Origin of the sequence: Pseudoalteromonas sp. SIMBA_162 (assembly GCF_046535955.1) — a bacterium.
GTDB classification, from domain to species: Bacteria; Pseudomonadota; Gammaproteobacteria; order Enterobacterales; family Alteromonadaceae; genus Pseudoalteromonas; species Pseudoalteromonas marina.
On sequence record NZ_JAWJBQ010001156.1, the window covers coordinates 1 to 238 of the forward strand.

General features: G+C 65.5%; 1 pseudogene. It reads left to right on the forward strand.

Annotation, left to right across the window (positions count from 1 at the left end):
• A pseudogene (gene ansA / locus R0J88_RS23300) lies at nucleotides 1–238 on the forward strand (asparaginase); the annotation flags it as partial.

Below are 238 nucleotides of genomic sequence, written 5' to 3' on the forward strand. Positions count from 1 at the left end.
CGCTGCTGAATGTGCTGCGGGCGGCGCGCCAGCGTGGCGTGATGTTGGCAGCGATCAGCCAGTGTCCTGAGGGTTCGGTGGTGTTCGATACCTATGCGGCGGGTAACCGCTTGCGTGGGGCCGGGCTGGTCAGTGGCGGTGGCATGACCCGTGAGGCGGCGCTGGGCAAGATGGTTGCGCTGCTGGGGGCGGGGTTGGATGTGGATACTGCAGAACAGTGGTTTGCCCTGGATCTGTG